The organism is Castellaniella sp. WN (assembly GCF_054457555.1).
In genome coordinates this window covers 50,960-69,738 of record NZ_JBTKZC010000002.1, presented here as the reverse complement: position 1 = coordinate 69,738, position 18,779 = coordinate 50,960, and the positions used below count along the sequence as shown (strand labels likewise).

The 18,779-nt window shown below is 67.3% G+C and carries 15 protein-coding genes and 3 pseudogenes; 13 read left to right on the top strand and 5 right to left on the bottom strand.

From position 1 onward, the window contains the following. Positions 1-20: 20 nt before the first annotated feature. Positions 21-827, top strand: a pseudogene (locus tag ACTPOE_RS14175) (tyrosine-type recombinase/integrase); the annotation flags it as partial. After that, positions 824-1,990, top strand: a complete 1,167-nt coding sequence (locus tag ACTPOE_RS14170; protein WP_458872897.1) for a PDDEXK nuclease domain-containing protein — start codon at positions 824-826, stop codon at positions 1,988-1,990. The pseudogene ACTPOE_RS14175 and the gene ACTPOE_RS14170, both read left to right, overlap by 4 nt. A 287-nt stretch (positions 1,991-2,277) precedes the next feature. Here the strand turns inward: ACTPOE_RS14170 and ACTPOE_RS14165 are convergent, their stop codons facing one another. Next, positions 2,278-3,048, bottom strand: coding sequence for a group II intron maturase-specific domain-containing protein (locus tag ACTPOE_RS14165; protein ID WP_458872896.1), 771 nt, complete (start codon positions 3,046-3,048; stop codon positions 2,278-2,280). A gap of 46 nt (positions 3,049-3,094) precedes the next feature. Here ACTPOE_RS14165 and ACTPOE_RS14160 point away from each other — a divergent pair. The 3 genes and pseudogenes from ACTPOE_RS14160 to ACTPOE_RS14150 all read left to right on the top strand — a co-directional run. After that, a pseudogene (locus ACTPOE_RS14160) lies at positions 3,095-3,337 on the top strand (tyrosine-type recombinase/integrase); the annotation flags it as partial. A 222-nt stretch (positions 3,338-3,559) separates the two neighbouring features. Continuing rightward, positions 3,560-3,832 (top strand): type II toxin-antitoxin system RelE/ParE family toxin, encoded by a 273-nt coding sequence (locus tag ACTPOE_RS14155; protein ID WP_458872895.1) that lies wholly within the window; start codon positions 3,560-3,562, stop codon positions 3,830-3,832. After that, a complete protein-coding gene (locus ACTPOE_RS14150; RefSeq protein ID WP_458872894.1) occupies positions 3,829-4,149 on the top strand; it encodes a helix-turn-helix domain-containing transcriptional regulator in 321 nt (106 codons plus the stop codon). Before ACTPOE_RS14155 ends, ACTPOE_RS14150 begins: the two co-directional genes overlap by 4 nt. Before the next feature lie 169 nt (positions 4,150-4,318). Here ACTPOE_RS14150 and ACTPOE_RS14145 read toward each other — a convergent pair. Both ACTPOE_RS14145 and ubiD read right to left on the bottom strand, forming a co-directional pair. Then, positions 4,319-4,615 (bottom strand): annotated as a pseudogene (locus ACTPOE_RS14145) (tyrosine-type recombinase/integrase); the annotation flags it as partial. A gap of 18 nt (positions 4,616-4,633) precedes the next feature. Further along, positions 4,634-6,178: a 4-hydroxy-3-polyprenylbenzoate decarboxylase gene (gene ubiD / locus ACTPOE_RS14140; RefSeq protein ID WP_458872893.1), complete on the bottom strand. Its 1,545-nt coding sequence runs from the start codon at positions 6,176-6,178 to the stop codon at positions 4,634-4,636. A gap of 80 nt (positions 6,179-6,258) precedes the next feature. Between ubiD and ACTPOE_RS14135 the strand changes: the two genes are divergently transcribed. Next, entirely contained in the window at positions 6,259-7,155 is an 897-nt protein-coding gene (locus ACTPOE_RS14135; RefSeq protein ID WP_458872892.1) for a lytic transglycosylase domain-containing protein, read from the top strand. Positions 7,156-7,159: 4 nt separating this feature from the next. On the opposite strand, the gene ACTPOE_RS14130 is transcribed toward ACTPOE_RS14135, so the two are convergent. Further along, a complete protein-coding gene (locus ACTPOE_RS14130; protein ID WP_458872891.1) occupies positions 7,160-8,323 on the bottom strand; it encodes a pyridoxal phosphate-dependent aminotransferase in 1,164 nt (387 codons plus the stop codon). Positions 8,324-8,398: 75 nt separating this feature from the next. On the opposite strand from ACTPOE_RS14130, the gene ACTPOE_RS14125 reads away from it, so the two are divergent. The 4 genes from ACTPOE_RS14125 to ACTPOE_RS14110 all read left to right on the top strand — a co-directional run bounded on the left by ACTPOE_RS14125 (position 8,399) and on the right by ACTPOE_RS14110 (position 13,425). Then, positions 8,399-9,289, top strand: a complete 891-nt coding sequence (locus ACTPOE_RS14125) for a hypothetical protein (RefSeq protein ID WP_458872890.1) — start codon at positions 8,399-8,401, stop codon at positions 9,287-9,289. 143 nt (positions 9,290-9,432) lie between these two features. Beyond that, the gene (locus tag ACTPOE_RS14120) at positions 9,433-11,727 is read left to right on the top strand and encodes an NADP-dependent malic enzyme (RefSeq protein ID WP_458872889.1); all 2,295 of its coding nucleotides are present in this window, start codon (positions 9,433-9,435) and stop codon (positions 11,725-11,727) included. Next, positions 11,702-12,967: a patatin-like phospholipase family protein gene (locus ACTPOE_RS14115; protein WP_458872888.1), complete on the top strand. Its 1,266-nt coding sequence runs from the start codon at positions 11,702-11,704 to the stop codon at positions 12,965-12,967. Before ACTPOE_RS14120 ends, ACTPOE_RS14115 begins: the two co-directional genes overlap by 26 nt. Continuing rightward, the gene (locus tag ACTPOE_RS14110; RefSeq protein ID WP_458872887.1) at positions 12,964-13,425 is read left to right on the top strand and encodes a barstar family protein; all 462 of its coding nucleotides are present in this window, start codon (positions 12,964-12,966) and stop codon (positions 13,423-13,425) included. Before ACTPOE_RS14115 ends, ACTPOE_RS14110 begins: the two co-directional genes overlap by 4 nt. 83 nt (positions 13,426-13,508) lie before the next feature. Here the strand turns inward: ACTPOE_RS14110 and ACTPOE_RS14105 are convergent, their stop codons facing one another. Further along, on the bottom strand, positions 13,509-14,231 hold the full coding sequence (locus tag ACTPOE_RS14105; protein ID WP_458873502.1) for a 16S rRNA (uracil(1498)-N(3))-methyltransferase: 723 nt from the start codon (positions 14,229-14,231) through the stop codon (positions 13,509-13,511). Between the two features lie 139 nt (positions 14,232-14,370). Here ACTPOE_RS14105 and tkt point away from each other — a divergent pair, with 139 nt between their 5' ends. From tkt to ACTPOE_RS14090, 3 genes are all read left to right on the top strand, one after another. After that, a complete protein-coding gene (tkt, locus tag ACTPOE_RS14100) occupies positions 14,371-16,416 on the top strand; it encodes a transketolase (RefSeq protein ID WP_458872886.1) in 2,046 nt (681 codons plus the stop codon). A gap of 12 nt (positions 16,417-16,428) precedes the next feature. Next, complete coding sequence (gene gap, locus ACTPOE_RS14095; RefSeq protein WP_458872885.1) at positions 16,429-17,439, top strand: type I glyceraldehyde-3-phosphate dehydrogenase; 1,011 nt, start codon at positions 16,429-16,431, stop codon at positions 17,437-17,439. 106 nt (positions 17,440-17,545) lie between these two features. Continuing rightward, positions 17,546-18,733 (top strand): phosphoglycerate kinase, encoded by a 1,188-nt coding sequence (locus tag ACTPOE_RS14090; RefSeq protein WP_458872884.1) that lies wholly within the window; start codon positions 17,546-17,548, stop codon positions 18,731-18,733. Positions 18,734-18,779: the final 46 nt, after the last annotated feature.

The window sequence follows — 18,779 nt, the reverse complement described above, 5'->3', positions numbered from 1 at the left end:
CGCGATTCCCGGGGTGATTCATCATCCCGATCATGGGTCGAATGAAGGTGCAGGACGTGAAGCGCCCGGACGTGGCTGCGCTGATGAAGAAGCTGGCCTACAAGCAGGCCGAAGCCAATCGCACCTTCGGCGTGCTGCGCAAGATGTTCAACCTGGCCGAAGTATGGGGGCTGCGCCCAGATGGCACGAATCCATGCCGCCACGTCCCGATGTACCCGCCCGGCAAGGAAACCCGGCTTATCGTGGACGAGGAACTGGTGCGGATCTTCCGCCACCTGGAACACTTGGAGGCGGAAGGGCTGGAGAACTATGTCATCCCGCTGGCGATCCGCCTGCAATTCGAGTTTGCCGCCCGCCGCTCCGAAATCTGCACGCTCGAATGGGGCTGGGTTGATCTGGAGAAGCGGCGCGTCGTCTGGCCCGACAGCAAGACGGGCGGCATCTCCAAGCCCATGAGCGAGGAAGCCTATCGGCTGCTTTCGACGGCACCGCGTTGGGAGGGCTGCCCCTACGTCCTGCCATCGCCCAACGATCCGACCCGGCACATGACCCACGGTGAGCACTACGGCGGCTGGACGCGCGTGCTCAGGGCCGCAGGTGTGCCGCACGTTGGCACGCACGGCATCCGTCACCGGGCGACGACCGACATTGCCAACTCGGGCGTGCCGACCAAGGTGGGCATGAAGCTCACAGGTCACAAGACCGTGGCGATGTTTATGCACTACGTTCATACCGAGGACAAGCCGGTACGGGACGCGGCCGAACTGGTGGCGAATCGGCGGTTGGCGATTACCGGGGCATCCCGCTCTATGGAGGTGACAGCATGACAAGGAAGACGCCTGCGGCAGCGGGGAAACGCACCGCCTTACCGGCTGGCTATGCCGGCATCCACGGCGGCATCGTGGAACTGCTGGATGCGGCGCGCCAGGCAGCGGCGCGCAGTGTCAATGCGCTGATGACGGCCAGCTATTGGGAGATTGGCCGCCGAATCGTGGAAGCCGAGCAGAAAGGCAGGCGACGGGCCGGTTACGGCGAGCAGTTGATGGAGCGGCTGTCCGCAGACCTGACGGCTCGATTCGGACGTGGGTTTGGCGTCAACAACTTGGAGAGCATGCGGCGTTTCTTCCTCGCGTACTCCCAGCCCGAGATTTCCCAGACACTGTCTGGGAAATTGGGAAATGAGTTGCCTGCCGAGAAATCCCAGACAGTGTCTCGGAAATTCGACCTCTCTGAACTGGCCCAGGCCTTCACCTTGCCGTGGTCGGCCTATGTCCGGCTGCTATCGGTCAAGGATGACCATGCCCGCCAGTTCTACGAGACCGAGGCGCTGCGCGGCGGCTGGAGCGTGCGCCAGCTCGACCGGCAGATCGGCAGCCAGTTCTACGAGCGCACAGCCTTGTCCAAGGACAAAGCGGCGATGCTGGTCAAGGGTTCGGTGGCCAAGCCCGAAGATGCAGTCACGCCCAATGACGCGATCAAAGACCCGTATGTGCTGGAGTTCCTCGACCTCAAGGACGAGTATTCGGAATCCGACCTGGAAGCGGCATTGATCCAGCGTCTGGAGGACTTCCTGCTGGAGCTGGGCGAAGGCTTCACCTTCGTCGGGCGGCAGCGTCGGTTACGCATCGACCAGACCTGGTATCGGGTGGATCTGCTGTTCTTTCATCGGAAGCTGCGCTGCCTGGTCATCATCGACCTGAAGCTGGGCAGCCTGACCCATGCCGATGTGGGGCAGATGCATATGTACTGCAACTATGCCAAGGAGCATTGGGCCTACCCGGATGAGAACCCGCCGGTGGGCCTGATCCTGTGCGCGGACAAGGGCCATGCCCTGGCACGGTATGCGCTGGATGGCTTGCCGACCAAGGTGATGGCGGCCAACTACCGGACGGTGCTGCCCGATGCCGAATTGCTGCAAAAGGAACTGGAGAACACGCGGCGTCTGCTCGAATCTCGCGGAACACTGTCCCTCAAGGACGACAAGCCATAGTCGTGCGTCCCGGCGTACCGCCGTCGGGCTCGCGGGCTGCGCCCCGTGCTTCGTGCCAAATCACAGCCATTTGGCGCTGATCCCTGACGCCTCCGGCCTGGATCGTTGATCCGGGCCTGCGCGTGCTGCGCACTTGCCAACGGCGGGTGTGTGGCTGAGTGGGGTGTAGGCGGTCTTGCTGTTCCCTTCACCGTATCACGGCGTCGGGTAGCGGCGGCGCATTGCTGCGCCGCCGCCCCCTAAGAACCGGACGTGCGAGTCACCCCGCATCCGGCTCAAGCCACTCTTCAGCACCATAGGCTGGCACCGAACAGTTTGACGGAACGCTTCGAGGCTCGACGGCGGTCCAGGTTACTGGTCCATGCCGGATCGAACGGATTGGCGGCGGCAGGGACTTTGATGTGCCGAGTGATCGCCACCGTCATCGTGCGGAAGAGTCGAAGGCCGATGGTTTTGCCGTCGGCAGAGCCCTTCGTGGCGAAGTCCCCGTTCCGGTTTCCGATCGTTCGGAAGTACCGTTTCTCGATCCACCGTGCTCCTTTGGCGGGATGCCTGCGCTTTGCCCACCTCCAGAGCATGTGCCAGATGAAGTTATCGACTCGGTTAAAGGTTGTTTTCGCAGCAGAGTGGCGATGGTAGACAGCCCAGCCACGGATTACCGGGTTGAGCAGCCTTATCAACGCCGCCTGCGTGGCGGTTGCATTGCCTTTGATGATCTCCCTGACTTTGGCCAGCAACGACGTGATGCTCTTCTTCGCTGGTTTGGTCAAACACTGGCGACCGTACTTTCGCACGGTCTGGCCCAGAAAATCGAATCCTTCCGTGATGTGCGTGATCCGGGTTTTCTCCTCCGACAGTTCCAGCCCGCGTGTCGCCATGAAGCGGCGGACGGCAGGCAGGACGACGGATTCGGGCACGTCTCTCGACGCGCCTGTCACCACGAAGTCATCGGCATAGCGGATGACGTTGAGCTTGGCCCTGCGGTGTGCGCGCTCCGATCCTCCGGTGCTCGCAAGAACTGCAGCTTCCAAGCCGTCCAACGTCATGTTCGCGAGCACGGGCGAGATGACCCCGCCTTGGGGCGTACCCGCCCGGCTCTTGAACAAGGCCGCAGGCGTGCCGCACGTTGGCACGCACGGCATCCGTCTCCGGGCGACGACCGACATTGCCAACTCGGGCGTGCCGACCAAGGTGGGCATGAAGCTCACAGGCCACAAGACCGTGGCGATGTTCATGCGCTACGTTCATACCGAGGACAAGCCGGTGCGGGATGCGGCCGAACTGGTGGCGAATCGGCGACTGGCGATCACGGGCGGATCGCCGCGTTCCACTGCGGCCACGGCATGACCCCGCTGCCGCTCGCGGTGGCCCGATCAATTTGCCAGATGGTGCCTGGCGAATCCTGGGGCAAAGCCACTGCCTGCCCGAATTGTCGTGACAGCGTTGCGACAGTTCGGGCATGGGTCGTCGTTTTCTTACCTTGACTCTCATTCGTCTATAAACGAAAATGATCATGTATCAAATCGAGCACTACCTGACGGCCGACGGGCAGAAGGATCTTTACATCGAATGCTGGGCCACCTGCGGGATGGCAAAGCCAAGGTGGCGATCATCCGGCGCGTGGCCCGCATCGAGCAAGGCAACTTCGGCGATCACAAGTTCTGTCGTAATGGCGTGTGGGAGCTGCGCATCGATGTGGGGCCGGGCTACCGGGTCTATTACGCCCTGTCGGGGCAGCGGCTGGTGTTGCTGTTGTGCGGTGGCGATAAGCGCACGCAGGACACCGACATCGAACGTGCGGTGGACTACTGGCAGGACTGGCAACGGAGAACCGACGAATGAGAAGCAGAACCCATGATGAAGCGATGGCCGAGCTGTACCGCAGCGATCCGGCGCTCGCGCTCGACGTTATCAACGGCATCCTAGAAGACGGCGACCAGGCCGAACTGTTGACCGTGCTGCGCCAGCTAGCGCAGGCGTCCGGCGGCGTGCAGGCGGTGGCCGAGCAGGCACACCTGAACCCGACGCAGCTCTACCGCACGCTTTCTCCCAAGGGCAACCCAGCCTTGAACAGCCTGACCGCCATCCTCAAGGCAATGGGCCTGCGGCTGGCAGTACAACCGCTATCCACTTCGGGGCCTCCTGCTCACGTCGCCTGACCGAGCATTGGGCATGCCTGCGTGAAATCAATCACTGTGCCAGGACTGGAGGAAATCCGGAAGCGGAAAATGGCTCTCGTGGCGGCCATAGAGAAGGGCTGCGGTCGCCTTGCTGTCGTTAGCAGCGCCGAAAGTGCTGCTAACGACGGAACGGATACCTTTCACCGGATCATGCCTGCACCTCTTCAGTACGGCGCGCGTCCGTGATTGTCTTGCGCCGATTGGCCACCAGCTCGGCGGCTTCCCGCACCGGCTTGTCCTCGGTGTGGACGTAGCGCATGAACATCGCCACGGTCTTGTGCGCCGTCAGGGCCATGCCGACCTTGACCGGGATACCCGAATTGGCAATGTCGGTCGCCGAGCGATGGCGGACGCCGTGCGTCCCCACATGCGTTGCCCCCGCCGCTTTGAGCGCACGGCTTCAGCCGCCGTAATACTCGCCCGTGGTCAGGTGTCGCCCTGGATGGCGCTGCGCCAGGGCTCCTTACAAACCCAGATCCCCCCACATCTCGTCCACGCGCCGCTTGACCTCGGGCGTCATGCTGATCGGCCGGCCCCATTCGCGCCGGGTCTCGCCCGGCCATTTATTGGTCGCATCCAGCCCCATCTTGCCGCCCAGTCCCGACACGGGCGATGCGAAATCCAGATAGTCGATCGGCGTGTTGTCCACCAGCAGGGTGTCGCGCACCGGGTCCATGCGCGTGGTCATGGCCCAGATGACCTCGGGCCATTGCCGCGGGTCGATGTCCTCGTCCACCACCACGATGAACTTGGTGTACATGAACTGGCGCAGCACGCTCCACAGGCCGAACAGGATGCGTTTGGCGTGGCCCGGGTACTGCTTGCGGATCGACACCACGGCCAGGCGGTAGCTGCAGCCTTCGGGCGGCAGGTGGAAATCGACGATTTCCGGGAACTGACGCTTGAGCAGGGGAACGAAGACCTCGTTCAAGGCCACGCCCAGGACGGCGGGTTCGTCGGGTGGCTTGCCGGTGTAGGTGCTGTGGTAGATGGGGTTGCGCCGGTGGGTGATGCGTTCCACCGTGAAGACCGGGAACCAGTCCTGCTCGTTGTAGTAGCCGGTGTGGTCGCCGTAAGGGCCTTCCAGGGCCATCTCGTAGCCGGTGTCCGGCGGCGGGGTGACGCCCTCGGGCACGTCGGGGCGCCGCGCGCGCGGGTCGGTGGTTGGCAGGATATGGCCTTCGAGGATGATTTCCGCGTGAGCCGGCACCGACAGGCCGCTGCCCAGCGCGGGTGCGAGTTCGGTGCGGGAACCGCGCAGCAGGCCGGCGAACTGGTATTCCGACAGGCTGTCGGGAATAGGGGTGACGGCCGCCAGCGTGGTGGCGGGATCGGCGCCCAGCGCCACCGCGATCGGGAAGGGTTCGCCCGGACGGGCCAGGCCATGGTCGCGGAAATCCAGCGCGCCGCCGCGATGCGACAGCCAGCGCATGATGAGCTTGTTGCGGCCGATCAGTTGCTGACGGTAGATGCCCAGATTCTGGCGGCGCGCGCGCGGGCCGCGCGTGATCACCAGGCCCCAGGTCAGCAGCGGAGCCACATCGCCCGGCCAGCAGCTTTGCAGGGGCAGGGCGTCCAGATCCACGTCGCCGGCCTCGATGACGATTTCCTGGCAAGGCGGAGCGCGCAGCTGCCGGGGGTTCATGTCCCACAGGGCCGATTTCAGCATGGAGACTTTCGACAGGGCGTCGCGCATGCCCTGAGGCGGCGTGGGCTCGCGCAGCGAGGCCAGCAGTTCGCCGGTCTCGCGCAGGGCGGAGACGTCCTCGGCCCCCATGCCCCAGGCAACGCGTTTCGGCGTGCCGAACAGGTTGGTCAATACCGGGGTGCCGCAGGCCTGGCCGGCGTGCTCCGGGTGCTCGAACAGCAGGGCGGGGCCGGCGGCACGCAGGACCCGGTCGCTGATTTCGGTCATTTCCAGGGCGGTGGAAACGGGGTGCGCGATGCGCTTGAGCTGGCCCTGGCGGTCCAATTGGGCGATGAAGTCCCGGAGGTCGCGGTATTTCACGGCAGTATCGTCGATCGGTTACAGTGGCGTCGTGCCCAAGATTACCACTCCCCCCGCCTGGACGGTTTCCGGAGGTGCCCATGCGGTCCGTTCCTGAACGGCTGCGGCACGGCGTGCATGCCGTGCTGCGGCCCGTCGGCGAGTTCGTCCACGTCAGCGCCATCTACCTGGGCCTGGCCGTGCTCACCACGTTGGGACTGAGCCTGGTGCTGCCGTCCATGCGCCAGCAGTCGCAGCAGCTGCACGAGGTCGTCCTGGCGATGTTCCAGGCCGACGGGGGCGGCTATGCGTCCGATGACGAGAGCGAAGTGTCGGACTGGTCGCTGCCGCGGGCGGCCCAGGCGCCTGGCGAGGGCGCCGCGCCGCCCGCCAATCCGGCCGACGGCGCCGCCACCGATGCGGCGGTGGACACGGGCCAGGCAGCGGGTTCCGCGGACCAGGCCGACGGGGTGGGGAACGGGCGCCTGAGTTTTGCAGGCGCCCTGGCCGCCAGCCTGCGCGACCAGCCGATCCCGGGCGTGACCCAGGCTCAGGCGCATGCCCTGCGCAGTTATTTGGCGCGCAAATACCGTATTGCCAACAGCGTGGCGGGTGCCCTGATCCGGACGGCCTTCGACGTCGGCCGCGAACAGAAGCTGGACCCGCAGTTGCTGCTGGCCGTGATCGCCATCGAATCGCGCTACAACCCCTTTGTCGAGAGCGCCGTGGGCGCCCAGGGCCTGATGCAGGTCATGACCAGCGTGCACCGGGCCAAGCTGCGGCCCAGTGGCGGGCCGGCGGCGGCCTTCGATCCGGTGGTCAACATCCGCGTCGGGGCGCAGATCCTGGCGGATTGCATCCGCCGGCGCGGCGGCATCGAGGGAGGCCTGGCCTGCTACGTCGGTGCGACCGGGCCCGGCGACGGCGGTTATGGCACCCGGGTGCTGGCCGAACGCCGTCGCATCGCCCTGGCCTCGGGCATTCCGCCCAAGAACTGAGATCCTACAGCGTCCTCAGGAACGCCGCCATCCGGTCGACGGCCTCGCGCAGGCGGTCCAGGCCGGTGGCATAGGAAAAGCGCACGGTGCGGTCCGCATGGGCCTGGCCGAAGTCCAGGCCCGGCACCGCGGCGACCCCGGCCTCATGCAGCAGGCGGCGGCAGAATTCGGCGCTGCCCGACCCGAGCCCGTGGACGTCGGCAAAGATGTAGAAGGCCCCATCCGGGGGGGCGGGGACATCCAGGCCGAGCCGTGCGAATTCCGGCAGCAGATAGTCGCGCCTTTCCTTGAACGACAGGCGCCGGTGCTCGTAGACCTGCATGACCTCGGGCTCGAAGCAGCTCAGCGCCGCGTGCTGGGCCAGCGCCGGAGCGCAGATCGCCAGGCTGGCGGCCAGGCGTTCGAGGGCGGGCATCATGGCTTCGGGTGCGATCAGCCATCCCAGGCGCCAGCCCGTCATGTGGAAGTATTTGGAGAAGCTGTTGATGACCACCAGGTCGTCGTCCAGCGCCAGGCCGCTGTGCGGCGGCTCGTCGTAGTACAGCCCCAGGTAGATCTCGTCCAGGATGACGAAGCCGCCACGCGCGCGCACGGCGGCGACCAGGTCGCGCAGGGCCTCGCGCGGCATGGATGTGCCGGTGGGGTTGCTGGGCGAGGCGATCAGCACGCCGCGCGTGGCCGGCCCCCAGTGGGCGTCGATATCCTCCGGGCGCAGCTGGTAGCGGTGTTCCGCCGTGGTCGGCACCAGGCGCGTGACCCCACCGGCCGCCGTGATGAAGTTGCGGTTGGCGGGGTAGGACGGGTCGGGCATCAGAACCTCGTCGCCCGGATCGACCAGGGCCATCGCCGCCAGCAGCAGGGCGCCCGAGGCGCCCGAGGTGACCAGGACGCGCGACGGGTCCACGGTCGCGCCGAAATGCGTGCCATAGTAGTGGGTGATGGCCTCGCGCAGCGCCGGGATGCCGGCGGGCGCGGTATAGCCGCTCAGGCCGGCGTCGGCCGCCCGGTTCAGGGTTTCCAGCACGCGCGCGGGGGCGGTGAAGTCGGGCTCGCCGATCCCCAGGCTGATGATGTCGCGCCCCTGGGCCGCGAGGGCCTGAGCCTGTTTCAGGACTTCCACGGCGTAGAATGGCGCCGTGCGTTCGGTTCTGTCGGCCAGTCGGACCATCGCGCAACCTTGCAATGCTGTTCGGAATGAAAGCCCGATTGTAGTCCCGTCGCCCCTCGTCCCCGGAGCCCCGCCATGCAGTCTCCCTCGCGCCGCGCATTCCTGGTCGGCCGCCGCACGGAACAATCCCCCTGGGAGACCTTCCTGGCGCGCCTGCGCCGCGTCGCACAGGGCACGGTGCACGATTTCTCCACGGAGGCGGGCAGCGCCCGGCTGGTGCCGGGGCACATGCAGGATGTCTATCACGCTCGATCCCTGTGCCTGGAGCATGGCGTCACCCTGGCCCTGGACGGTGTGCCTTCGGCGGCGCGGCTGGACGACGGCCCTGTGCTGTGGGTCGAGCCGGGAGCCGCGATGGCGCGCTGCGAGCGTCTGGGGCCGGACGATCCGCGCTGGTTCGTGCAGCCCGGTTGCCTGATCGGCGAACTGGAGCAGGCCGGATTGCCGCAATTCCGCGACCAGCCGCCGCACCTGACGGTGGCCGCCTGGCTGGCCGATCGGCGTGGCTGCGACTGGGATCGCGGCGATACGGCCGCCAGCGGCCTGGCGCACGCGCTGGTGCTGTTGGCCGACGGCACGCAGGCCAATCTGGGCGCCTTCGGGGTGGACAACCGCAAGCCGCTGGACAACCTGCGGGTCCAGGGCATGATCCCCCGGCTGTTCGAACTCGTCTCGGCACAGCCCGCCGGCGGCCCCTGGAACGGGCGCTACCGGCTGGACGCTCTGCGGCCGGCGGCCGGCCGCACCGTCAACCTGGCCCATCTGCTGTTGGGCCACGGCGGCGAACTGGGCTGGGTCGAATGGCTGGTGTTCGACGAACGCGCCGGGCGCCCGTCCGAGAGACCCTATGAATTGCGCTACGGGCGCCGTCCGGGTCCCGGAGAGGCGGAGCGCGAGACGGACTGCGCCGTGCGCGCCCTGTTCGATCCGGACGGCGTCTTCCCGGAACGGGGACAGCGGTTCTGAGCAACAGTCTTCCGACAAGCCGGGCGGGGCCAGTCTGCCCATATGGCCCGCATGCGTCCCGCGCCATACCGCGGGCCGGCGCAAGCGGCTAGAATGGCTGGCAGCACACTCTCCTCCTACATACGTATCAAGGCTGCCTTACCATGGACGAATCCTTGCGCGCCGCGGCGCTCGAATATCACGAGCACGGCCGTCCCGGGAAAATCTCGGTCACTCCCACCAAACAGCTTTCCAACCAGCGGGATCTCGCCCTGGCCTATTCCCCCGGGGTCGCCGCCGCGTGCGAGGAAATCGTCGCCGACGGCCACAACGCCTTCCGCTACACAGCGCGCGGCAATCTGGTCGGCGTCATCACCAACGGCACGGCCGTGCTGGGGCTGGGCAACATCGGACCCCTGGCTTCCAAGCCCGTGATGGAAGGCAAGGCCGTGCTGTTCAAGAAATTCTCCGGCCTGGACGTCTTCGACATCGAGATCAACGAGCAGGATCCGGACAAGCTGGTGGATATCATCGCGGGCCTGGAACCCACCTTCGGCGGCATCAACCTGGAAGACATCAAGGCGCCGGAATGCTTCTATGTCGAAAAGAAGCTGCGCGAGCGCATGAACATTCCCGTCTTCCACGACGACCAGCACGGCACCGCCATCTGCGTGACCGCGGCCTTCATCAACGGCCTGGAAGTCGTGGGCAAGGACGTCTCCAAGGTCAAGGTCGTGGTGTCCGGCGCGGGCGCGGCGGCCCTGGGCTGCCTGGAACTGATGATGGACATGGGCCTGCCGCTGGAACACATCTGGGTGTCCGACATCGAGGGCGTGGTCTATGAAGGCCGCACGGTCCTGATGGACGAGAAAAAGGCCCGCTTCGCGCAGAAGACCGATGCGCGCACGCTGGACGACATCATCGGCGGCGCCGACGTGTTCCTGGGCCTGTCGGCCGGCGGCGTGCTCAAGCCCCACATGGTGCAGAAGATGGCCGAGCGCCCGCTGGTGCTGGCGCTGGCCAACCCCAACCCGGAAATCCTGCCGGCCGACGCGCTGGCGGTGCGCCCCGACGCCGTGATCGCCACCGGCCGGTCCGACTTTCCCAACCAGGTCAACAACGTACTGTGCTTCCCGTACATCTTCCGCGGGGCGCTGGATGTGGGGGCGACCACCATCACGCGCGGCATGGAAAAGGCCGCCGTCATGGCGATCTGCAAGCTGGCCCGGGAAGAGCAGAACGACATCGTGGCCGCCGCCTACGGCCTGTACGACGTGTCCTTCGGTTCCAACTACTTCATTCCCAAGCCCTTCGATCCGCGCCTGATCGTGCGGATCTCTCCCGCCGTGGCGAAGGCCGCCATGGACGATGGCGTGGCCACCCGGCCCCTGGCCGACCTGGAAGGCTACGCGGGCCAGCTGGAGCAGTTCGTCTACCACTCCGGCGCCTTCATGAAGCCGCTGTTCTCGGCGGCGCGCGCCATGATCCGCGAGGGCGGCAAGTCACGCATCGTCTTCGCCGAAGGCGAGGACGAGCGCGTGCTGCGCGCCGTGCAGATCGTAGTGGACGAGCGTCTGGCCAAGCCCATCCTCATCGGTCGTCCCGCCGTACTGGCCGACCGCATCGAGAAATACGGTCTGCGCATCCGCCTGGGGGTCGACGTCGAGGTCACCAATCCGGAGCACGACGAGCGCTTCCACCGGTACTGGACCACGTACTGGGAATTGATGTGCCGCCGGGGCATCACCAAGGAAATGGCGCGCGTCGAGATGCGCCGCCGCCTGACCCTGATCGGCGCCATGATGGTGCGCCTGGGCGATGCCGACGGCATGATCTGCGGCACGGTGGGATCCTATGGCAACCATCTGCGCTTCGTCGACGAGGTCCTGGGGCTGCAGCCCGGCGCCCGCACCTACGCGGCCATGAACATCCTGCTCCTTGAAGAGCGCACCCTGGCGCTGGCGGACACGCACGTCAATGACAATCCCGACGCGGCCCAGATCGCCGAGATCACCCTGATGGCGGCGGCCGAAATGCGCCGCCTCAACATCGAGCCCAAGGCCGCGCTGCTGTCGCGCTCCAACTTCGGCACCGGCAGCTCGTCCTCGGGCGAGAAGATGCGCCAGGCCCTCGCCCTGGTGCGCGAACGCGATCCCGGCCTGGAGATCGACGGCGAGATGCATGGCGACTGCGCCCTGGATCCGGCGTTGCGCGAGCGCATCCTGCCGTCCACCACGCTGCACGGCGAGGCCAACTTGCTGATCTGCCCCAGCGTGGATGCCGGCAACATCGCCTACAACCTGCTCAAGACGGCGGCGGGCGGCAATGTGGCGGTGGGGCCGTTCCTGCTGGGCGCCAACGCGCCAGTGCATATTCTGACCTCCAGTTCCACCGTGCGGCGGATCGTCAACATGACCGCGCTGACCGTGGTCGATGCCAACAAGCCTCGTCACGCCTAGGGCAGCGTCCGGCCAGCGGCTCGCGTCCGATGCGCCGTCCGGCGCCTTCGACGCGCGGCCCAGGGTCGGCCTGGTCCTGACGGGCGGCGGCGCCCGCGCCGCCTACCAGGCCGGCGTGCTCTCGGGCGTGCTGGAGTTGCTGGACACGGACCGCCGGCGGGACTTCCGCAATCCCTTCGACATCGTCTGCGGCACTTCGGCGGGGGCCATCAACGCCGCCGCCCTGGCCTGCCGGGCCCATCAGCCGCATCGCGCCGTCGATCACCTGTGCGGCCTGTGGCAGGCGCTGCGTACTCCGGACGTCTATTATTCGGACGCCGCGCGGTTGATGCGCACCGGCCTGCAATGGCTGGGCATGTTGAGCCTGGGCTGGATCCGGCCGCAATTGTCCCGCTACGCGCCGCATTCACTGCTGGACAATGAACCCCTGGCCGGCCTGCTGGGCCGCTCGCTCAGTTTTCCCCGCCTGCGGACCAATCTGGATCGCGGCCACCTGAGCGCCCTGGCCATCACCGCGACGGCCTACACCACGGGCGAGCACATCACCTTCTACCAGGCCCGGCAGTGCATCCAGCCCTGGTCGCGCACTTTGCGGCGGGCCGTGGCGGGCTCCATCGGCGTGGACCATCTGATGGCTTCCAGCGCCATTCCCTTCGTCTTTCCCGCACGTGCCATCCTGATGGGCGGCCGCACGCTCTGGTGCGGGGACGGCTCGATGCGCCAGCTGGCTCCGATCAGTCCGGCCATCCATCTGGGGGCCGAGCGCGTCTTCGTCATCGGCACCAACTACAGGGACGAAACCAGCCCCGACATCCGCGGGCTGGATCCACCGTATCCCAATCTGGCGCAGGTCGCCGGGCATACGCTGTCGAACATTTTTCTCGATGGCGTGTCCATGGACATGGAGCGCATGGAGCGAATCAATGAGCTGCTTGCACGAATCCCCGCAAATCGTTTAAAAAGCGATTCACTGCGACCCATCCATACCCTGATGATCGCGCCCAGCCGGTCCCTGGACGAGCTGGCGTTGGAGCATCTGGATGAATTGCCGGGCGCCGTGCGCACCCTGTTTCGCGTGCTGGGCGTTTCGCCGCGCAGGATCGAGCCGGGGGGCGGCGCACTGGCGTCCTATTTGCTGTTCGAATCCGGCTACACCCGCAGCCTCATTGCGCTGGGCAGGGCAGACAGTCTGAACCAGGCTGAAAAAGTCATCGCTTTTTTCAAGGAGTGGTCCGCATGAGTCCGGTCCAGATAAAAAAAATGCTTACGCAAGGCGTGGTGGATGCCCGGGCGGTGAGCGAGCAGGCAGCCCTGGAGGCCGCGGCCGAGGCCGGCCTGGCGGCCTTCGTCGTCGATTGCGACCGGGCGCGCAATCGCTCCGCCGTGTTGCGGGCCGTGGTCAAGGCCATCGATTATCCGGAGTATTTCGGCGGCAACCTGGACGCCCTGTACGATGGTTTGTGCGACACCCTGACGGATCAGAAGGAAGGCCTGTTCCTGTGGTTCCGGCACCTGCATTCCGGTGATCCCGCCCTGGCCGACGATGCCCGGGCCATTCAGGCCGTCTGCGACGACGTGGTGGAATTCGGTCAGAACAACGAACGCCGCTTCGCCTACGCCATCCAGCATGCCGGGGCGCATCCCGCCCCCGAGCCGGGCGTCGATCCTACGCCGTATTCCGGCCGCGAGGAATCCTGATTCCTCCACAAGAGTAGAAAAAACGGCGCCGAGGCGCCGTTTGCTTGTTCAGGGGGTATTTTTGCCGCCGGGCTGCTTACCCCCTACCAGTCCAGCAAGGCCGCCGCCGCCGCCGCCAGTGCGAGCCCGGCCGTCTCGGTGCGCAGCACCCGGGCGCCGAAGCGCACGCCCGTCAGGCCCCGGCGCCGCGCCAGGGCCAGTTCCTCCGGCGACCAGCCGCCCTCGGGGCCGACCATCAGCGCCAGGCTGTCATGCACATCGGCCAGGGCCGCGCGGAAATCCAGGCGGCCTGCCGGGTGGCAGAACAGCGCCGGACCGTTCACGGCCTCCAGGCAGGTTGCCAGCGGGGCGGGCGGGTGGACGATCATCAGCCGGTTGCGGCCGCATTGCTCGCTGGCCGCCCGGGCGACGGCGCGCCAATGGTCCAGGCGCTTGTCCAGGCGGGGGCCGGACAGGCGCAGGACGCTGCGTTCGGCAGCCACGGGGCGCAGCTCCGCCACGCCCAGCTCGACCGCTTTTTCCACGATCCAGTCCATCTTGTCGCCCGAGGCCAGTCCCTGGATCAGGACCAGCCGCCCGCGCAGTTCGCTTTCGACGGCCTCGTGCGCGCCCAGTTCGGCCAGGGCGCGCCGGCCTTCGATGCGCAGCGCGGCGGGGTATTGGCCGCCCCGGCCATCGAACAGGACGAGGGGGGCGCCGTCCGCGAGCCGCAGCACGCGCAGCGCGTGATGCGCCGGGGCGGGCGGCAACTCGATGCGCCCGCTGGCGGCCAGCGGGATCTCGCAGAAGAAGCGGGGATGCGACATGGCGGGCGGGGCAATGACCATTGTGCGGGTGCCGTGGAATATAAACCGGATCGGGCAGGGTGGTAAAATCCATGGCTTTGTGATTCTGTATGCGGTGAGGCCATGGCTTCGGTCGTGCGGCGCTTGCCCCCAAGACCCTATGAGCGCCTTGCCCGCCCTTGATCCCTCCATGGCCGATGCCATCCGCGTCCTGGCCATGGATGCCGTCCAACAAGCCAATTCCGGGCATCCCGGGGCGCCCATGGGCATGGCCGACATCGCCCACGTGCTGTGGACGCGGCACCTGCGCCACAACCCGGCCGACCCGGCCTGGATCGACCGCGACCGCTTCGTGCTGTCCAACGGCCATGGCTCGATGCTGCTCTACGCCCTGCTGCATCTGACCGGCTACGATCTGCCCATCGACGAATTGCGCCGGTTCCGCCAGCTGCATTCGCGCACTCCCGGCCATCCCGAAGTCGGCGTCACCCCCGGTGTCGAGACCACGACCGGCCCGCTGGGCCAGGGCCTGGCCAACGCCGTCGGCATGGCACTCGCCCAGTCGCTGCTGGCGGGAGAATTCAACCGCCCGGGGCACGAACTGATCGGCCACGACACCTACGCCTTCGTCGGCGACGGTTGTCTGATGGAAGGCATTTCCCACGAGGCCTGCTCGCTGGCCGGCACCCTGGGGCTGTCTCGTCTGATCGTGTTCTACGACGACAACGGCATCTCCATCGACGGCGAGGTCCGGGACTGGTTCGCCGACGACACCCCGGCGCGCTTCGAGGCCTACGGCTGGAACGTCCTGCGCGGCGTCGATGGCCATGACATGAACGCGATCGACGCCGCCATCGTCCAGGCGCGCGCGCATGCCGCCGCCGGACGGGGCCCGACCCTGATCTGTTGCCGCACCGTGATCGGTCGCGGCGCTCCGAACAAGGCCGGGACCGAAAAAGTCCATGGCTCGCCTCTGGGCGCCGACGAGATCGCCGCCGCGCGCAAGGCCATGGGCTGGAACCATCCTCCTTTCGAAATCCCGCGCGAAGTCTACGGCTACTGGGACGGCCACGCGCGCGGCGCGGACCTGCAGTCCGAGTGGCAGTCGCGTTTCGACCGCTACGCCGAAGCCCATCCTGAACTGGCCGCCGAGTTGTGCCGCCGCATGGCGGGCGAGCCGCCGGCCGATTTCGCCGAGCGTGCCCGCGCCTACGTCCTGTCCACCCAGGACAAGGCCGAATCCATCGCGTCGCGCAAGGCCTCGCAGCAGGCCATCGCGGCCTTTGCGGAAATCCTGCCGGAACTGCTGGGCGGCTCGGCCGATCTGACCGGTTCCAACTTCACCGACTGGAAGGGCGTCGAACCCGTGCGCCGCGCGGCCGGCGGCCCCCGGTCCGGGCGCCACATCAACTACGGTGTGCGCGAATTCGGCATGGCGGCCATCATGAACGGCATCGCCCTGCACGGCGGCTACCTGCCCTTCGGCGGCACCTTCCTGACCTTCTCCGACTATTCCCGCAACGCCCTGCGCATGGCCGCGCTGATGAAACAGCGCGTGGTGCACGTCTTCACCCACGACTCCATCGGCCTGGGCGAGGACGGCCCCACCCACCAGTCGATCGAGCACGCGGGCAGCCTGCGCCTGATCCCCAATCTCCACGTCTGGCGGCCTTGCGACACGACCGAAACGGCGGTCGCCTGGCAGTGCGCCCTGGCGCGGCCCGCCAGTCTGGGCATGGCCGTCCACGGCGGGGGGCCCTCGGCGCTGCTGTTGTCGCGCCAGAACCTGCCTTTCGTGGCCCGCGACGCCGCCACCACGGACGCCATCGCCCGGGGCGGCTACGTGCTGCGCGACATGGTGGGCGCGCGCGCCGTGCTGATCGCCACGGGCTCCGAGATCGAACTCGCCCTGCAGGCCCAGGACCGCCTGGCCGCGCGCGGTGTGGCGACTCGCGTGGTGTCCATGCCCTGCACCCAGGTTTTCGACGCCCAGGACGCCGCCTGGCGGGATTCGGTGCTGCCGGCGGGCTTGCCACGCGTGGCCGTCGAGGCCGGCGGCACGACGACCTGGTACAAATACGTGGGCACGACGGGCGCCGTCGTGGGCATCGACACCTACGGCGAATCCGCGCCCGCGGACGCGCTGTTCAAACATTTCGGGCTGACGGCCGACCACGTGGCCGCCGCCGTCGAGCAGATTTTGTAAAGGAGCTCCTTCATGACCATCCGCGTCGCCATCAACGGCTACGGCCGCATCGGCCGCAACATCCTGCGTGCCCACTACGAAGACGGCAAGAAGCACGACATCCAGATCGTCGCCATCAACGATCTGGGCGATCCCAAGACCAACGCCCACCTGACCCGCTACGATACGGCTCATGGCCGCTTCCCGGGGACGGTCGAGGTCGATGGCGACTATATGGTCGTCAATGGCGACCGCATCCGCGTGCTGGCCGACCGCGATCCGGCCAAGCTGCCCTGGGGCGAGCTTGGCGTGGACGTGGTGCTGGAATGCACGGGCTTCTTCACTTCCAAGGAAAAGGCCTCGGCCCACCTGAAAGGCGGCGCGAAGAAGGTCATCATCTCCGCCCCGGGCGGCAAGGACGTCGACGCCACCATCGTCTACGGCGTCAACCACCAGGTCCTGAAGGCCACCGACACGGTCATCTCCAACGCCTCGTGCACCACCAACTGCCTGGCTCCTCTGGTCCACCCGCTGCACCAGAAACTGGGCATCGTCAACGGCCTGATGACCACCGTGCACGCCTATACCAACGACCAGGTGCTGACCGACGTCTACCACTCCGACCTGCGTCGCGCGCGCTCGGCCACGCACAGCATGATTCCCACCAAGACCGGTGCCGCCGCCGCCGTGGGCCTGGTGCTGCCCGAACTGAACGGCAAGCTCGACGGCTATGCGATCCGCGTACCGACGATCAACGTGTCCATCGTCGACCTGTCCTTCGTGGCGGCGCGCGAGACCACGGCCGAGGAAGTCAATGGCATCCTCAAGGCCGCCTCCGAAGGCCCGCTGAAGGGCATTCTGGCCTACACCACCGAACCCCTGGTGTCGATCGACTTCAACCACGATCCGGCCTCCAGCACGGTGGACGCTGCGCTGACCAAGGTGTCCGGCTCTCTGGTGAAGGTCTCCTCCTGGTACGATAACGAGTGGGGATTCTCCAACCGCATGCTCGACACCACCGTGGCCCTGATGGCCGCGAAATAAGCATTCGGCGCACGACGACGCGGGGCGGGGCAACCCGCCCCGCGTCGTATCCAGAGCGCCCGCGGCGCGGGCGCCGTTCCCGAACCGTCTTCCGAGGCAATTCTCCATGACCATACAGACACTCTCCGGCCTGGCGCAGTCCGGCGCCCTGAAGGGCAAGCGCGTCTTCATCCGCTCAGACCTGAACGTGCCCCTGGAGCAGGGCCGCATCACCGAGGACACCCGCATCCGGGCCTCGGTGCCGGCCATCCGGCTGGCGCTGGACGCGGGCGCCGCCGTGATGGTGACCTCGCACCTGGGTCGTCCCAAAGAAGGCACGGTCGGCCCGGACGATACCCTGCGGCCCGTCGCCGAGCGCCTGGCCGGGCTGCTGGGCCGGCCGGTGCGGCTGGTCGCCGACTGGGTCGGCGGCGTGGACGTGGCGCCCGGCGAGATCGTGCTGCTGGAAAACTGCCGCTGCAATCCCGGCGAAAAGAAAAACGATCCCGAACTGGCGCGCCGCATGGCCGCGCTGTGCGACGTCTACGTCAACGACGCCTTCGGCACGGCGCACCGCGCCGAGGCCACGACCGAGGGTATCGCGCGTTACGCGCCCGTGGCCTGCGCCGGCCCGCTGCTGGAAGCCGAGCTGGACGCCCTGGGCCGGGCGCTGCAGTCCCCCCGGCGCCCGATGGCGGCCATCGTCGGCGGTTCCAAGGTCTCCACCAAGCTGTCCATCCTGCAATCCCTGGCCGACAAGGTCGACCAGTTGATCGTGGGCGGCGGCATTGCCAACACCTTCATGCTGGCCGCCGGCCTGCCCATCGGCAAGTCGCTGGCCGAGCCCGACCAGATCGGCCAGGCCCGCGCCGTCATGGACGCCATGAAGGCGCGGGGCGTCGAGGTCCCGATCCCCGTGGACGTGGTGGTGGCGACGGCCTTCGCCGCCGACGCGCCGGCCACCGTGAAGGACGCCACCGACGTCGGGCCCGACGACCTGATCCTGGACATCGGGCCGCGCACCGCCGCCGCCCTGGCCGACCAGCTGCGCCGGGCCGGCACCATCGTCTGGAACGGTCCGGTCGGGGTCTTCGAGTTCGAGGCCTTCGCTGGCGGCACCCGGGTCATCGCCCAGGCGATCGCGGAATCCGACGGCTTTTCCATCGCCGGCGGCGGCGACACCCTGGCGGCGATCGCCAAGTTCGGCATCTCCGACCGGGTCGGCTACATCTCGACCGGCGGGGGCGCCTTCCTGGAGTTCCTGGAAGGCAAGACGCTGCCCGCCGTCGCCGCCTTGCAGGCGCGGGGGAGCTGATCGCCGGGATCGAACCGGGAGCGGCCGCACTTGACCGCCCCACGCC